5 protein-coding genes are annotated in these 15450 nt (G+C 74.6%); all 5 read left to right on the top strand.

Annotated features, from left to right (window positions below; genetic code table 11):
* The 5 genes from ACIQG9_RS18705 to ACIQG9_RS18685 are packed head-to-tail and all read left to right on the top strand — an operon-like array spanning position 1 to position 15335.
* Positions 1-5472 (top strand): SDR family NAD(P)-dependent oxidoreductase, encoded by a 5472-nt coding sequence (locus tag ACIQG9_RS18705; RefSeq protein ID WP_400403843.1) that lies wholly within the window; start codon positions 1-3, stop codon positions 5470-5472.
* A gap of 26 nt (positions 5473-5498) precedes the next feature.
* The gene (locus ACIQG9_RS18700; protein WP_400403840.1) at positions 5499-6452 is read left to right on the top strand and encodes a TauD/TfdA family dioxygenase; all 954 of its coding nucleotides are present in this window, start codon (positions 5499-5501) and stop codon (positions 6450-6452) included.
* Positions 6452-6640, top strand: a complete 189-nt coding sequence (locus ACIQG9_RS18695) for an MbtH family protein (protein WP_400403837.1) — start codon at positions 6452-6454, stop codon at positions 6638-6640. The genes ACIQG9_RS18700 and ACIQG9_RS18695 overlap by 1 nt, the downstream gene beginning before the upstream one ends.
* Positions 6637-9756: an amino acid adenylation domain-containing protein gene (locus ACIQG9_RS18690; protein ID WP_400403834.1), complete on the top strand. Its 3120-nt coding sequence runs from the start codon at positions 6637-6639 to the stop codon at positions 9754-9756. Before ACIQG9_RS18695 ends, ACIQG9_RS18690 begins: the two co-directional genes overlap by 4 nt.
* Entirely contained in the window at positions 9753-15335 is a 5583-nt protein-coding gene (locus ACIQG9_RS18685; protein ID WP_400403831.1) for an amino acid adenylation domain-containing protein, read from the top strand. Before ACIQG9_RS18690 ends, ACIQG9_RS18685 begins: the two co-directional genes overlap by 4 nt.
* Positions 15336-15450: the final 115 nt, after the last annotated feature.

The raw sequence follows: 15450 nt of genomic DNA, 5'->3' as shown, positions 1-15450 counted from the left end.
ATGGACAACCCGATGGATTCCGACCTCCCCGCCGACGACGGCATCGAGCCGATCGCCATCGTCGGGCTCGCCGCGCGGCTGCCCGGGGCCGCCGACGTCGGTGAGTTCTGGCGCAACCTGGTCGACGGCGTCGAGTCGGTGACCGAGCTGAGCCGGGAGGAGCAGATCGCCCGGGGCGCCACCGCCGAGGAGGTCGACGACCCGGGCTGGGTCAGCCGGGCTCCGCTCGTCGACGGCTACGACACCTTCGACGCCGAGCTGTTCGGGATGACCAGTCGCGAGGCGGAGACGACCGACCCGCAGCACCGGCTGTTCCTGGAGAGCTGCTACACCGCCCTACAGGACGCCGGCTACGACCCGGCCCGCTACGACGGCGCGGTCGGCGTGTACGCCGGCACCGGCGGCAACACCTACCTGCACCGGTACGTGCTGCGGAACAAGCGGGTCGGCGGCAACCCGCACGGTGCGGTCTCCATCGCCACCGGCAACTCGCCGAACTACGTGGCCACCACCGCGTCGTACCGGCTGGACCTGCGCGGGCCGAGCCTGACCGTGCACACCGCCTGCTCCACCTCGCTGGTCGCCTTCCACCTGGCCTGCGAGGCGCTGCGCAACCACGAGTGCGACATGGCCCTGGCCGGCGGGGTCAACATCGAGCTGCCGCACGTCGGCTATCTCGGCATGGACGGTTTCACCTCGCCCGACGGCCGGTGCCGGCCGTTCGACGCCGGCGCGAACGGCACCGTCTGGGGCAGCGGCGTCGGGGTGACCCTGCTCAAGCGGCTCTCCGACGCGATCGCCGACGGCGACCCGATCCGGGCGGTGGTGCTCGGCAACGCCATCAACAACGACGGCGCCGGCAAGGTCGGCTTCACCGCACCGAGCGTCGACGGCCAGATGGAGGCGATCGCCCAGGCCGTCGGGATGGCGGGGATCGACCCGCGCAGCATCAGCTACGTCGAGGCGCACGGCACCGGCACCGCGATGGGCGACCCGATCGAGGTGGCCGCCCTCTCCGCCGTCTACACCAGGGAGACCGACGACCGGGGCTGGTGCGGCATCGGCTCGGTGAAGTCCAACATCGGCCACCTGAGCCAGCCCTCCGGCATCGTCAGCGTGATCAAGACGGTGCTGGCGATGGAGCACGGGCTGATCCCGCCGACCATCAACTACGAGACCCCCAACCCGGCGATCGACTTCGCCGACACCCCGTTCTACGTGGCGAACACCCTCACCAAGTGGGACACCGACGGTGGGCCCCGCCGGGCCGGGGTCAGCTCCTTCGGCATCGGCGGCACCAACGCCCACGTCGTGCTGGAGGAGGCGCCGTCGGCGTACCGGAGCGACCGGAAGATCCGCCCGGCGCAGCTCCTGCACGTGTCGGCGAAGACCGCCACCGCGTTGGACAGCGCGGTGGCGCGGCTCGCCACGCACCTGGAGACGGCCACCGGCGGCGGGCCGGAGCTGCTCGCCGACGTCGCGCACACGCTGCGGGTCGGCCGGCAGGAGTACCCGCACCGGGCGGCCGTGGTCGCCACCGACCTGCCCGACGCGGTGACCGCGTTGCGTACCCCGCGTCGCCGCCAGTCCGGCGTGGTCGACGGTCCCGCGCCCCGCACCGCCTTCCTCTTCTCCGGCCAGGGCTCCCAGTACGCCGGGATGGGCGCGCAGCTCTACGCCGAGGAGCCGGCCTTCGCCGCCACCGTCGACGAGTGCGCCGAGCTGCTCCGCCCCGCGTTGGGCCTGGACCTGCGGGACCTGATCCTGGGCCGCGACCCGCAGGCGGCGGAGAAGCTCACCGAGACCCGGCACACCCAACCGGCGCTCTTCGTCGTCGAGTACGCCCTGGCGCTGCTCTGGCAGCGGGCCGGGGTCCGCCCCGCCGCGATGGTCGGCCACTCCATCGGCGAGTACGTCGCGGCCACCGTGGCCGGGGTGCTGAGCCTGCCGGACGCGCTGCGGGTGGTCGCCGCCCGGGGCCGGCTGATGCAGTCGATGCCGGCGGGGTCGATGCTGGCCGTGTCGCTGGACGAGTCGGCGGTCGCCGCCCGGCTGCCCGAGGGGCTCGCCATCGCCACCGTCAACGGTCCCGGCACCTGCGTGGTGGCCGGCGAGAGCGACGCCGTCGCCGCGTTCGCCGAGAGCCTGGGCGGCAAGGGCAAGAGCAAGGCCCTGCGCACCTCGCACGCCTTCCACTCGCCGATGATGGACCCGATCCTGGCCGAGTTCACCGCGTTGATGGCGACGGTGCCGCTGCGGCCACCGGTCATCCCGTTCCTGTCCAACGTGACCGGCACCTGGATCACCGCGGAGCAGGCCACCGACCCGGCGTACTGGGCGGCGCACCTGCGCCAGCCGGTGCGTTTCGGTGCCTGCGTGGCGACCCTGCTCGCCGAGGGCACCTGGGCGCTGCTGGAGTGCGGCCCCGGCAAGCAGCTCGCCAACCTGGCCCGGATGCAGGTCGCCAAGGGCTCCCCGGCGCAGCGGGCGTTGGCCCCGCTGGGCAGCCTGCCCGGCCCCGGCGAGCCGACCGGTGACCTGTCCACCCTGCTGACCAGCGCCGCCGCGTTGTGGTGCGCCGGGATCGGCGTCCGGCTGGACGCCGACCCGGCGGCCCGGCGGGTGCCGCTGCCGACGTATCCGTTCGAACGCCGCCGCTACTGGGTGGACCCGGACCCGGTGGAGCAGGCGGTCGCCGGGCCGGTGGAGACCGGCCCGCGCCCGCTGCCGGAGTGGTTCGCGGTGCCGGTGTGGCGGCAGGCCGCCGCCGACCCGACGTCCGCGCCGGCCGGCCGCTGCCTGGTCCTCACCGACGGCCCGCGCGGCGACGCCCTGGTCGCGGCGCTGCGGGCGGCCGGTGACGAGCCGGTCGTGGTCGGTGTCGGGGACGCGTTCGCGGCGGTCGACGGTGGCTACCGGCTGCGCCCCGGCCACCGGGAGGACCACGACGCGCTGGTCGCGGCACTGGCCGCCGACGGGCTGCCGGCCCGCCTGGTGCACGCCTTCGCCCTGGACGGCGTACCGGCCGGCACCGACCCCGTCGCCGCCTGGGCCGCCCAGCAGCGCGGCTTCTTCGACGCGCTGCACCTGGTACAGGCGCTCGCCGGGGCGGGGCTGACCGCCGAGGACCGGGCACTCACCCTCGACCTGGTCACCTCCGGTGTCGGCGACGTGACCGGTGCCGACCTGGTCCGTCCCGAGCACGCCACCCTCGCCGGCCTGGCCCGGGTGCTGCCGGTGGAGCTGCCCGGGCTGACCGTCCGGCTGGTCGACGCCGACCCGGCCGGCACCGGCGTCGACGCGCTCGCCGCCGAGCTGCGCCGCCCGGTCGACCCGGCGCGTGCCGAGGTCACCCTGCGGGGCCCGCGCCGCTGGATCACCGACTACGAGCAGGTCACCGTGGCCGGCGAGACCGACCCGGGTGTGCTGCGTGACGGCGGCCGGTACCTGGTCACCGGCGGTCTCGGTGGCATCGGCGTCACCCTCGCCGAGGACTTCGCCCGGCGGGCGGGGGCGAAGCTGGTGCTGCTGGCCCGCTCCGGGCTGCCGCCGCGCGAGCAGTGGGACGACCACCTGGCGGTGCACGGCGGTGCGGACCGCGCCGGCCGGGCCATCGCGGCGATCCGGCGGATGGAGGCGGCCGGCGCGTCCGTGCTGGTCCTCGCCGCCGACGTCACCGACCCGGCCGACCTGCGCCGGGTGCGGGCCGCCGCCGAGGCCGAGTTCGGCGGGATCGACGGCATCGTGCACGCGGCCGGGCTGCCCGGCGGCGGGATGGCGGAGGTCAAGGAACGGGCCGAGGCGGAGCGGGTGCTCGCCCCGAAACTCACCGGCACCCTCGCCCTGGCCCAGGTCTTCGGCGACCTGCCGCTGGACTTCGTGGTGCTCTGCTCGTCGATCACCGCGGTGATCGGCGGCTTCGGCCAGGTCGACTACTGCGCGGCGAACGCCTTCCTCGACGCGTTCGCCCGCTCCGGCGCGGGCTTCCGGGCCCCGGTGCTGTCGCAGAACTGGGGTGGCTGGGCCGAGGTCGGCATGGCGGTGGAGACGGCCGCCCCGGCCGGGTTCCGGGCCGCCGGCCGGGACACCACGACCAGCCCGGTGGACCACCCGGTGCTCACCACGAAGGTCACCGGCCCGGAGTCGACCGTGCTGCACGGGCTGGTCTCCGCCACCACCCACTGGCTGCTCGACGAGCACCGCATCGGCGGGGTGCCGGTGGTGCCCGGCACCGCCCACCTGGAGTCGGTGCGCGCCGCCGTGGTCGCCGCACTGCCCGCCCCGGCCGGGGCGGCGGCGGTGGAGCTGCGCGACGTGGTCTTCCTGGAGCCGTTCGCGGTGCCGGACGGCACCGTCGCGCAGTACCGGGTGGAGCTGACCCCCACCGACGAGGGCGCCGACTTCGCGGTGCGCAGCCTGGCCGCCGGGCAGGAGCGCACCCACGTGCGCGGCTCCGCCGGCTGGACGGTCGAGCCCGCCCCGCCGGCGCGGGTCCCGACGGTCGCCGGCCGGCGGGTCGACGACGACGCCTCGTTCGGCCGGGGCCGCACCAGCATGCTCACCTTCGGGCCGAGGTGGGCGTCGCTGGCCGAGCACCAGCTCGGTGCCGGCGAGGAGCTGGCCCGGGTCGAGGCGCCCGCCGAGGTGGTCGGCGACCTGCCGTCGTGGGGGCTGCACCCGGCGCTGCTGGACGTGGCCACCGCGTTCGGCCGGGGGCAGGGCGACGGCACCTACCTGCCGCTGTCGTACGGGCGGATCGTGGTGCGCGGGCCACTGCCGGCGGTGTTCCACAGCCACCTGCGGCACCGGCCCAGCACCACCGACGAGGTGGTCGCCGCCGACCTCAGCCTGGTGGACGCCGACGGCCGGGAACTCGTCGCGGTCGGCGACTTCGTGCTCCGCCGGGTCGACCAGGGCGCGGTGACCGGTGGGCTGGCGAGCGCCGAGCCGGCCGCCCCGGTGGCCGGCGCGGTCACCGAGGACATCCGGCCGGTCGACGGCGCGGAGGCGTTCCGCCGGAGCCTGACCGCCGGCCTCGGCGCGCAGGTCGTCATCGCCACCCGGACGGTGGCCGACATCCGGCGGCGGGCCTCCCGGGTCACCACGGACCGGCTGGCCGACGACCCGGAGCCGGCGACCGCCGCCGCGGCGACCGGCGGTGGCGGCTCCGCCGCGCCCCGCACCGAACTGGAGATCACCATCGCCGGGGTCTGGCGGGACGGGCTGGGGGTGGCCGAGGTCGGCGTGGACGACGACTTCTTCGCCCTCGGCGGCAACTCGCTGGTGGCGGTGCAGTTGATCGCCTCGATGCGCAAGGCGACCGGGGTCCGGCTGCCGATGCGCAGCCTCTTCGAGACCCCCACCGTCGCCGGCCTGGCGGCCCGCATCGAGGAGTTGCGGGCCACCGCCTCCGCCGACGAGCCGGCCGCACCGGCGACCATCCCCGCCATCCCGCGGCTACCCCGCGCCTGACGTCGAGAAACAGGAGTGACCACGCAATGAGCGACACGATCGCCATGCTGCCGGTGGTCGTCGAGAACGACGGCACACCGCTGACCGAGCTGATCGACCGGCGTCGGGCCGAGCTGCGCGCCAGCCTCGTCGAACACGGCGGGCTGCTGTTCCGCGGCTTCGACGTGGGCGGGGTGGACGGCTTCGACGGAGTCGTCCGGGCGTTGTCCGGCGAACCGCTGACCTACACCGAGCGGTCCTCACCCCGGCACGCCATCAAGGGGAAGGTCTACACCTCGACCGACTACCCGCCGGACGAGGAGATCTTCCTGCACAACGAGAACTCGTACCAGGCGCGCTGGCCGCTGACGTTGTTCTTCTACTGCATCACCGCGCCGCAGACCCTCGGCGCGACCCCGCTGGCCGACGTGCGCCGGGTGTACGCCGAGATCGACCCGGCGGTACGGGAGGAGTTCGTCCGGCGGCGCTGGATGCTGGTGCGTAACTTCCACGCCGACTTCGGCACCCGCTGGCAGGACGTCTTCGGCACCGACGACCGGACGCAGGTGCAGGCGTACGCGGCGGCGAACCGGATCGACCTGGAGTGGGTCGGCAAGGACGGGCTGCGGACCCGTGCGGTGCGGGACGCGGTGCACCACCGGCCCGGCTCGGACGTCCCGCGCTGGTTCAACCACGCCACCTTCTTCCACGTGAGCACCCTGCCGAAGGATTACCAGGAGGGGCTGCTCGCCATGTTCGGCGCCGAGGGGCTGCCGGCGAACACCTACTACGGCGACGGCGGGGAGATCCCCGTCGACGTGCTGGACCACCTGCGGGCCGCGTACCGGGCGGCCAGCGTCCGCTTCGACTACCAGCGCGACGACGTGCTGGTGGTCGACAACATGACCGCCGCGCACGGTCGGGAGCCGTTCACCGGCCCCCGCAAGATCGCTGTCGCGATGGCCGAACCGCACACCCCCGAGACCGCTGGAGCGAACTGATGGCCGAACCCCGATTCCTGGTCGTGCGCAACGACGAGGAGCAGTACTCGATCTGGGCGGCCGACCGCGACCTGCCCGCCGGCTGGCACGACGCGGGCTTCGCCGGCAGCCGCGAGGAGTGCCTGGCCCACGTCGACGAGGTGTGGACCGACATGCGTCCGCGTTCGGTACGCGAGCAGGCGTCATGACCCGCGAGTGGACCTTCCCGGCCTCCTTCGCCCAGGAGCGGGTCTGGATCGCCAACCAGCTCGACCCGGCCTCCCCGGTCTACAACGTCTCGCTCCCGTGCCGCCTGCCGGCCGGCCTGGACGCCGACGCGGCGACCGAGGTGTTCCACCGGGTCGTCGCCCGGCACGAGGCGCTCCGCACCCACCTGCGGGTCGACGACGGGGCCCTGGTGCAGGTGGTACGGGAAGCCGAGCCGGTCCGGCTCGCCGTCGACGACCTGCGGGACCTGCCCGCCCCGGAGCGCGCCGCGCGGCACGCGGCGCTGCGGGCCGAGCTGGCCCGCACCCCGATCCCGTTGGACGCGCCGCCGTTGTGGCGGGCCCGGCTGATCCGCCTCGGCGAGGCGTGGACGCTGCTGCTGGTGGTGCACCACGCCGTCTTCGACAGCCACTCGGCGGTGCTGTTCAACGCCGAGATCGCCGCGTTCGCCGAGGCGGCGCTGACCGGCGCGCCCGCCGCCGTGCCCGAGCTGCCCATCCAGTACGCCGACTTCGCGGTCTGGCAGCGTGGCCAGCTCGTCGGCGCGGAGCTGGACCGGCAGCTCGCCTTCTGGACCGGGCACCTGGCCGGCGCGCCGGCGGTCACCGGCCTGCCGCTGGACCGGCCCCGCCCGGCCCAGCTCGGCTTCGCCGGCGACGAGGTTCGCTTCGACCTGCCCGACGGGCTGCTCGACCGGGCCGGGCGGCTCGCCGCCGGGTCGGCGGCCACCCCGTACATGGTGCTGCTGGCCGGCTTCGCGGCGCTGCTGTCCCGGGTCGCCGGCGAGACCGACGTGGTGGTGGGGGTCTCCACCGCCGGCCGGGACACCGCCGAGCTGACCCCGCTGATCGGCATGTTCGTCAACCCGGTGGCGCTGCGCTGCGACCTGTCGGGCGACCCCCGGTTCACCGAGCTGCTCGGCCGGGTCCGGGACGGGCTGGTCGACGCCCTGGAGCACGGGCAGACCCCGTTCCAGCGGATCGTCGAGGCGGTCGCCCCGGGCCGGGACCCGTCGGTGCAGCCGATCTTCCAGACCGCGCTGAACTTCATCCCCGACTCCGGGCTCGACCCGGTGGAGCTGGGTACCACCAAGGACGACCTGGCCTTCGACATCGCCGTGGGCGAGTGCCGGCTGGTCTACCGGACCGACCTGTTCGACCGGGCCACCGCCGAGGCGGTCGTCGCCCGTTACCTGCGGCTGCTCACCGCGGCGGTGGCCGAGCCGGAGCTGCCGGTCTCCGCGCTGCCGCTGCTCGACGACGCCGAACGGGACCTGGTGCTGGGCGGCTGGGCCGGTGCGGTGGCGGCCGGGCCGGCGTCCACCGTGGTCGACGAGGTGCAGCGGCAGGTGGCGGCCACCCCGGACGCCACCGCCCTGGTCTGCGACGGCGTCAGCCTGTCGTACCGGCAGCTCAACGCCGCCGCCAACCGGCTGGCCCGGGTGCTGGTGGCCCGGGGGGCCGGCCCGGAGGTCCGGGTCGCGCTGGCCCTGCCGCGCGGCCCCGAGCTGCTGGTGGCGATCCTCGCGGTGCTCAAGTCCGGCGCCGGGTACGTCCCGGTGGACACCGGCTACCCGGCCGGCCGGATCGCCTACCTGCTGGCCGACGCCGCGCCGGCGCTGGTGCTGGCCGTGCCGCAGACCGCCGCGCTGGTGCCGGCGGGCGCGCTGCTGCTCGACGGCGAGCTGGGCGCCGACCAGGCCGACGGTGACCTCACCGACGCCGACCGGGTCGCCCCGCTGGGCCCGGCGCATCCCGCCTACGTGCTGTACACCTCCGGGTCGACCGGTCGCCCCAAGGGCGTGGTGGTGGAGCACCGGGCGGTCACCGCGTACCTGGCCTGGGCTCGGGACACCTACCCGGGGTTGGCCGGCACCGCGCTGCTGCACTCCCCGGTCTCCTTCGACCTCACGGTGACCGGGCTGCTCGGCCCGCTCACCGCGGGTGGCACGGTGCGGCTGGCCGGGATCGACGAGCCGGCCGCCCGGGTGGGGGGCCGGCCCACCTTCCTCAAGGTCACCCCGAGTCACCTGCCGCTGCTCGACGCGGACCTGTCGCCCACCACCGACCTGGTGATCGGCGGCGAGGCGCTCACCGGCGAGCAGCTCGCCGACTGGCGGGCCGCGCACCCGGACGTGGCGGTGGTCAACGAGTACGGCCCGACCGAGGCGACGGTCGGCTGCGTGGCCGAGCGGATCGGGCCGGGGCAGCCGGTGCCGGCCGGTCCGGTGCGGATCGGCCGGCCCACCGCCACCGCCCGGGTGTACCTGCTGGACGCCGCGTTCCAGCCGGTGCCGCCGGGGGTGGTCGGTGAGCTGTACGTCGCCGGCGACCAGCTCGCCCGGGGCTACCTGGGCCGGCCCGGCCTGACCGCCGAGCGGTTCCTGCCCTGCCCGTACGGGCCGCCGGGGCGGCGGATGTACCGCACCGGCGACCTGGCCCGGTGGCGGGCCGACGGCACGCTGGACTACCTGGGCCGCCGCGACGACCAGGTCAAGGTGCGCGGGATGCGGATCGAGCTGGGCGAGATCGAGTCGGCGATGCGGGAGCACCCGGAGGTCCGCGAGGCGGTGGTGGCCGTCCGCACCGACTCGGGGGAGCCGACGCTGGTCGGCTACCACGTCGGCACCGCCGAGGAGGCGCACCTCGCCGCCGAACTGGCCCGGGAGCTGCCGGCGCACCTGGTGCCGACCACGTTCGTGCGGCTCGACGCGCTGCCGCTCACCCCGAACGGCAAGCTGGACCGGGCGGCGTTGCCCGCCCCGCCGGAGACGACCGCCGGGGATGGTTACGTCCCCCCGCGCACCGACGCCGAGACGTTGGTGGCCGAGGTGTACGCCGAGATCCTCCAGGTGGAGAAGGTCGGCGCGTTGGACGACTTCTTCGCCCTCGGTGGCAACTCGCTGCGCGGCATGCGGGCGATGGCCCGGATCCGCGCCGAGGTGGACGTCGACCTGCCGATGCGGGCGCTGTTCAGCAGCCCCGTGGTGGCCGACCTGGCCGCCCAGATCGAGCAGCACATCGCCGCCGAGCTGGACGAGCTTTCCGAGACCGAGGTCGCCGCCCTGCTGGCGACGGAGAAGGACAGCCCCGCATGACGGACCTGAAGGATCCCGCCCGGGAAGCCGCCCGGGCGGCGTTGATCGCCCAACGGCTGCGCCGACGGCAGGCCACCCCCGCCGCCCGCGTCACGCCGAGGCCCGAGGGCGCCGAGGTGCCGCTGTCGTACGCCCAGGAGCGGGTCTGGTTCATGGACCAGCTCGCCCCGGGCGAGGCGGCGTACCACATCGCGGTGCCGTTGCGGGTGCGTGGCCCGCTCGACGGCACGGCGCTGCGCGCCGCCCTCGCCGCGCTGACCGCCCGGCACGAGTCGCTGCGTACCCGGTTCCCGGCCGACTCCGACGGCCGGCCCACGGTGGTCCTCGCCGACTCCGTCGAGGTGCCGCTGACCGTCGTGGACGCCCCGGACGAGCTTGCCGCGCAGGCGTTGGTGGAGGCGGCCTCGGTCGAGCCGTTCGACCTGGCCGAGGGGCCGCTGCTGCGCGCCCTGCTGATCCGCCTCGCCCCCGACGACCACGTGCTGTTCCTCAGCAAGCACCACATCGTCGGCGACGGCTGGTCGGTGGACGTGCTGCTGCGCGACCTGATCACCCTCTACCGGGGCGGTGAGCTGCCCACCCTGCCGGTGCAGTACGGCGACTTCGCCGTCTGGGAGGCCCGGGAGCTGGCCGGGCCGGCGGCCCTGGGCCACCTGGACTGGTGGAAGTCCCGGCTGGCCGGGATCACCCCGCTGGAGCTGCCGCTGGACCGGCCCCGCCCGGCCACCCAGACCTACCGGGGCGACTTCGTCGAGTTCCGGCTCACCCCGGCGGAGACCGAGCGGCTGACCGCGCTGACCCGGGCCGCCGGCGGCACCCTGTTCATGACGCTGCTCGCGGCGTACCAGGTGCTGCTGGCCCGGCACGCCGGTCAGGAGGACTTCGCGGTCGGCGCCTCGGTGGCCGGCCGGTCCGCCCCGGAGCTGGAGAACCTGGTCGGCATGTTCATCAACATGCTGCCGCTGCGCGCCGAGCTGGCCGGCGACCCGACCTTCACCGAGCTGCTGGAGCGCACCCGGCGCAGTGTGCTGGACGGCTTCGAGCACGCCGAGGTGCCGTTCGCGAAGGTGGTCCACGAGCTGGGCCTGCCCCGCGACGTCAGCCGGTCGCCGGTGTTCCAGGCCATGTTCGTGTTGCAGAACTACGAGATGGGCCGGTTCACCGAGGTCTCCGACGCCACCGACGTGACGTTCGACTGGACCCCGATGGAGCTGCGGGCCACCCGGTTCGACTTCGAGCTGCACGCGGTGGAGACGGCCGACGGGCTCTGGGGCAAGTTGGTGTTCAACACCGACCTGTTCACCCGGGACACCGTGCAGCGGATGGCCCGCCGCTGGTGTGCCCTGCTGCGCGCCGTGGTCGCCGCCCCGGACACCCGGGTGTCGGCGCTGGAGCTGCTCCCCGCCGACGAGCGGGCGCTGCTGGCGTCCTGGAACGACACCGCCGCCGACTTCCCGGCCACCCAGACCCTGCACGGGCCGATCGAGGAGCGGGCCGGGGCCACCCCGGACGCGGTGGCGGTGACCATCGAGGGCCGGTCGGCGACGTACGCCGAGCTGAACGCCGCCGCGAACCGGGTGGCGCACCGGCTGCGGGCGGCCGGTGTCGGGCCGGAGACCCTGGTCGGGGTCTGCGCGGAACGCTCGGTGGAGCTGGTCGCCGGGCTGCTCGGGGTGCTCAAGGCCGGCGGCGCGTACCTGCCGCTGGATCCGGAGTATCCGGCCGACCGGCTCGCCTTCATGCTGGCCGACGCGGCGGCTCCGGTGGTGCTGGTGCAGGAGCACCTGCGCGACGTGCTGCCGGCCGTCGAGGCGACCGTGCTGGCCCTGGACGACGCGGACGTCTGGGCCGGCCAGCCCGACACCGACCCGGCCCCGCTGGCCGGGCCGGCGCACCTGGCGTACGTCATCTACACCTCCGGGTCGACGGGCCGGCCGAAGGGGGTGCCGAATACCCACCGGGGCATCGTCAACCGGCTCGACTGGATGCAGAAGACGTACCGGCTCGGGGCCGACGACGCGGTGCTGCAGAAGACCCCGGCCAGCTTCGACGTGTCGGTGTGGGAGTTCTTCTGGCCGCTGCGCGAGGGTGCCCGGCTGGTGCTGGCGAAGCCCGGCGGGCACAAGGACGCCGGCTACCTGCGGGACCTGCTGGTCGCCGAGCGGGTCACCACCGCCCACTTCGTGCCGTCCATGCTGACGGTGTTCCTGGCCGAGGACGGCGTGGAGGCGGCGGCGGCGCTGCGCCGGGTGATCTGCTCCGGCGAGGAGCTGCCGCTGGCCTCGGCGGTGGAGTTCACCGCCCGGCTGCCCTGGTGCGGGCTGCACAACCTGTACGGGCCGACCGAGGCGGCGATCGACGTCACCGCCTGGCCGTGCGACCCCGTGGTGCTGGCCGGGCTGACCGGCGTGCCGATCGGTGCGCCGATCGCCAACCTGCGGCTGCACGTGCTCGATCCGGCCGGCCGGGAGTGCCCGGTCGGGGTGGCCGGGGAGCTGCATCTCGGCGGCGTCGGGCTGGCCCGGGGCTACCACCGCCGGCCGGCGTTGACCGCCGAGCGGTTCGTGCCGGACCCGTTCTCCGGTGAGCCGGGCGCCCGGTTGTATCGCACCGGTGACCTGGCCCGTTGGGTGCTCGACCCGGCGGCTGCCGGCGTACCCACCGGGTCGGCCGACCCGTCGACCACCGCATCGGCCCCGGTGGCCGGGCGCGGCGCGGACGCCGGCGGTGACCCGGCCGGCGTGATCGAGTTCCTGGGCCGGATCGACCACCAGGTGAAGCTGCGCGGCCTGCGGATCGAGCTGGGCGAGATCGAGAGCGCGCTGCGTGAGCAGCCGGCGGTGACCGAGGCGGCGGTGATCGTCCGGGAGGACACCCCGGGGGACAAGCGGCTCACCGCCTACCTGGTGGGTGGGGCCGAGCACGCCGCGTTGAAGGCGGCGCTGAAGGAGACCCTGCCGGAGTACATGGTGCCGGCGGCGTTCGTCACCCTGGACGCGTTGCCGTTGACCCCGAACGGCAAGCTCGACCGCCGGGCGCTGCCCGCGCCGGTGGTCAGCCGGGAGGCGTCGGTGGCGCTGGTGGAGCCGCGCGACGACACCGAACGGCTGCTCGCCGGGATCTGGTCGGAGGTGCTGGGCGTGCCGACGCTCGGCATCGACGACGACTTCTTCGACCTGGGTGGGCACTCGATGCTCGCCACCCAGGTGGTCGCGAAGATCCGCAAGGCGGAGCACGGCGGGCACGCGGTCGGCGTGATGGACCTGTTCCAGCAGCGGACCATCCGCGAGCTGGCCGCGTTCATGACCGGCGACGCCGAGGCGGCCGGTCCCCGCCGGCTGCTCTACGAGCTGACCAAGCCGATCCCGGCGGGCCGGCGGGTGCTCAGCTACGTCTGTGTGCCGTACGGCGGCGGCAGCGCCATCGTCTACCAGCCGTTGGCCGACGCCCTGCCGGCCGGGCATGCCCTGTGGTCGCTGGCGATCCCCGGCCACGACGTCGGCCTGACCGAGGACGCGGTGCCGTTCGACGAGCTGACCAGCCGGGTGGCCGCCGAGATCGTGGAACGGATCGAGGGTCCGCTGGCCCTCTACGGCCACTGCGGGGTGGGCAGCGCGATCATCGCCGAGGTGGCCCGCAAGGTGGAGGCCGCCGGCCGGGAGCTGGAGGTCGTCTACATCGGGGCGATGTTCCCGTTCGCCCGTCCGAAGGGCGCCTTCGCGGCGGTGCGTAACCGGCTGGAGCAGCTCAGCAGCAACCGGCACTACGCGAGCTGGCTCAAGAGCATGGGGGTGGACACCGACGAGCTGGAGCCGGAGCAGGCCGACCGGATCATCAGCAACATGCGGGCCGACTCCCGCGCCTCGGAGGAGTACTTCACCGGGCTGCTCGACCGGGGCGCGGTGAAGCTGCGCGCGCCGATCGTCTCGGTGGTCGGCTCCGAGGATCCGGTGACCGACTACCACGCCGAGCGGTACGCGGAGTGGCAGTTCCTCAGCGACACCCTCGGGCTGGTGGTGCTGGACCAGGCCGGCCACTTCTTCCTCAAGTACCGGGCGGAGGAGCTGGCCGAGATCGTCACCCGGGTCCACCCGGCGGTCCGGGCCGGGGACATCTCCGCGCTGGACGCGGCGGCGCGCGGCGAGGACGCCGGCTGGGTGGTCGCCGACCAGCAGCGGATCGGCGTCGAGGCCGACGCGGCGCGGACGGTGGTCAAGCCGAGCATGGCCCGGTTCGTCGCGGTCACCGCCGGGCAGTTGGTCTCCACCACCGGTTCGGCGTTGACCGCGTTCGCCCTGCCGATCTGGTTGTTCACCCGGACCGGTTCGGTGGCCAACCTGGGGATGCTCTGGGCGCTGGCGCTGATCTGCGGCGTGCTGATGCTGCCGGTGGCCGGGGCGATCACCGACCGGATCAGCCGGCGGCGGATCATGATGATCGCCAGCGCGGTCTCCGGTTCGATCCAGTTGGTCCTGGCCGCGCTGCTGTGGACCGACAATCTCGCCCTGTGGCACATCTACGGGCTGGTGGCGTTGAGTCAGGTGGCCTCGTCGTTCCAGCGGATCGCGTTCCAGTCGGCGGTGCCGCAGCTCGTGCCGAAGCGCTACCTGGGTCACGCGATGGGCATCACCCAGCTCTCCAGCGGCTTCGCCATGCTGCTGATGCCGGTCTTCGCGGCGGGTCTGCTCGCCGCGATCGACCTGAAGGGCATCCTGATCATCGATGTGGCGAGTTACCTGGTGGCGGTGCTGACCCTGGCCGTGGTGCGCTTCCCCGATCTGCTCGGCTGGCGACCCCGGGAGCGGCTGCTGGTGGCCATCGCCAACGGCCTGCGCTACTCCTGGCAGCACCGGGGCTTCCGGTTGATGCTCGGCTACTTCGCGCTGGGCAACATCTTCCTGGCTCCGGCGCTGGTGCTCACCACGCCGCTGGTGCTGTCGTTCGGCACGGCGACCCAGGTGGCGCAGGTGGCGCTGGCCGAGGCGGTCGGCGCGGTGGTCGGTGGGGTGCTGATGTCGCTGTGGGGTGGGCCCCGGCACCGGCGCATGATCGGGGTGCTGGTCGGTAACCTCGGCACCGCGGTCGGCTGTCTGCTGATCGGCCTGGACGCCTCGGTGACCATGATCTGTTTCGGGGCGTTCTGGCTGGCCCTGGCGATGACCACGGCCCAGTCGATCTACGCCACGATCGTCCAGGTCAAGGTGCCGCAGCGGTTCCACGGCCGGGTGTTCAGCCTGAACCAGACCCTCTCCTGGTCGACCCTGCCGATCGGGTTCGCGCTGCTCGCCCCGGGCGCGACCGCGCTGTTCGAGCCGATGCTCGCCCCCGGCGGGGCGCTGGCCGAGTCGGTGGGCGCGGTGATCGGCACCGGTCCGGGCCGGGGCATCGGCTTCGCGTACGTCTGCTTCGGGCTGGCCCTGGTGCTGATCACCCTCGGTGGCTTCGCGATCCGGATGCTGCGCCGGTTCGACATCGAGGTGCCGGACTCGCTCCCCGACGACCTGATCGGGGCGCAGGAGCGGCAGCGGCGGCTGGCCGAACGGGCGGCGAGCAAGGAACCGCAGCCGGTCGCCGGCTGAGTGTGGGGCGGGGGGGGGGGGGGGGGGGCGGCCCCCCCCCCCCCCCCCCCCCCCCCCCCCCCCCCCCCCCCCCCCCGGCCCCCCCCCCCCCCCCCCCCCCCCCCCCCCCCGCCCC

It is taken from the genome of Micromonospora sp. NPDC092111 (genome assembly GCF_044755745.1).
Taxonomy (GTDB): Bacteria; Actinomycetota; Actinomycetes; order Mycobacteriales; family Micromonosporaceae; genus Micromonospora.
Note: the sequence above shows the minus strand (reverse complement) of the source record. Positions and strands in the feature narration are given on the sequence as shown.

Coding starts and splice junctions, on each gene's coding strand:
- ACIQG9_RS18695 (WP_400403837.1), top strand. CDS start 6,452: ATGGCCGAACCCCGATTCCTGGTCGTGCGCAACGACGAGGAGCAGTAC.
- ACIQG9_RS18705 (WP_400403843.1), top strand. CDS start 1: ATGGACAACCCGATGGATTCCGACCTCCCCGCCGACGACGGCATCGAG.
- ACIQG9_RS18700 (WP_400403840.1), top strand. CDS start 5,499: ATGAGCGACACGATCGCCATGCTGCCGGTGGTCGTCGAGAACGACGGC.
- ACIQG9_RS18690 (WP_400403834.1), top strand. CDS start 6,637: ATGACCCGCGAGTGGACCTTCCCGGCCTCCTTCGCCCAGGAGCGGGTC.
- ACIQG9_RS18685 (WP_400403831.1), top strand. CDS start 9,753: ATGACGGACCTGAAGGATCCCGCCCGGGAAGCCGCCCGGGCGGCGTTG.